Below are 235 nucleotides of genomic sequence, written 5' to 3' on the forward strand. Positions count from 1 at the left end.
CGACGCTCTTCCGATCTTCCGGAAATCTTCCCGGCCGCTCGGATCGCACCGAGAGCGTCATTGGTGATCGGCAACAGGCCGGCCACGGCTTTGGTCGCCCCGATTTGTTGGGGTGTGCCGAGGCGATCAAGATGCCATCCGGCCCGGCGCAGGATGCGCTCCATGCGCAGGTCAGTGACGGTTGCGATGGCCTGAAGGTCGCACTGCTGCCCAAATTCAATCATGGCTGCAAAGA

At 62.1% G+C, this 235-nt stretch carries 1 protein-coding gene; it reads right to left on the bottom strand.

What is annotated here, in order from left to right:
* A partial coding sequence (locus A6V29_RS09970) for an acyl-homoserine-lactone synthase (protein ID WP_283956351.1) occupies positions 1-235 on the bottom strand: 235 nt, incomplete at both ends.

It is taken from the genome of Blastococcus sp. CCUG 61487, assembly GCF_005222955.1.
Lineage (GTDB): Bacteria > Actinomycetota > Actinomycetes > Mycobacteriales > Geodermatophilaceae > Blastococcus.